Here is a 257-nt window from a genome sequence, read left to right as displayed (position 1 = left end):
CCGCAGTTTACATTCACCGTATAGCAACAAATCCTGATTTCAGAGGACAGAATCTCGTTCAAAAAATAGTGGAATGGGGTAAACAATATGCATTAACCAACGGCAAAAAGTTTATTCGTCTTGATACGGTTGGAGATAATCCAGGACTAATCTCTTATTATACAAAATGTGGTTTTGATTTTTTGGGATTATCAAAACTCAAAGATACCGCAGGGCTTCCGGCACATTATAATAATGCGACTGTAAGTTTGTTTGAG

The 257-nt window shown here is 37.0% G+C and carries 1 protein-coding gene; it reads left to right on the top strand.

Features of this window, described 5'->3' with window-relative positions:
- Nucleotides 1–257, top strand: a 257-nt coding sequence (locus SCA31_RS24300) for a GNAT family N-acetyltransferase (RefSeq protein ID WP_410699544.1), incomplete at both ends; no start/stop codon positions are given.

The sequence above is a fragment of the Chryseobacterium sp. SIMBA_028 genome (genome assembly GCF_046535285.1).
Taxonomy (GTDB): Bacteria; Bacteroidota; Bacteroidia; order Flavobacteriales; family Weeksellaceae; genus Chryseobacterium.
This window is presented reverse-complemented; position numbering and strand designations above follow the sequence as displayed.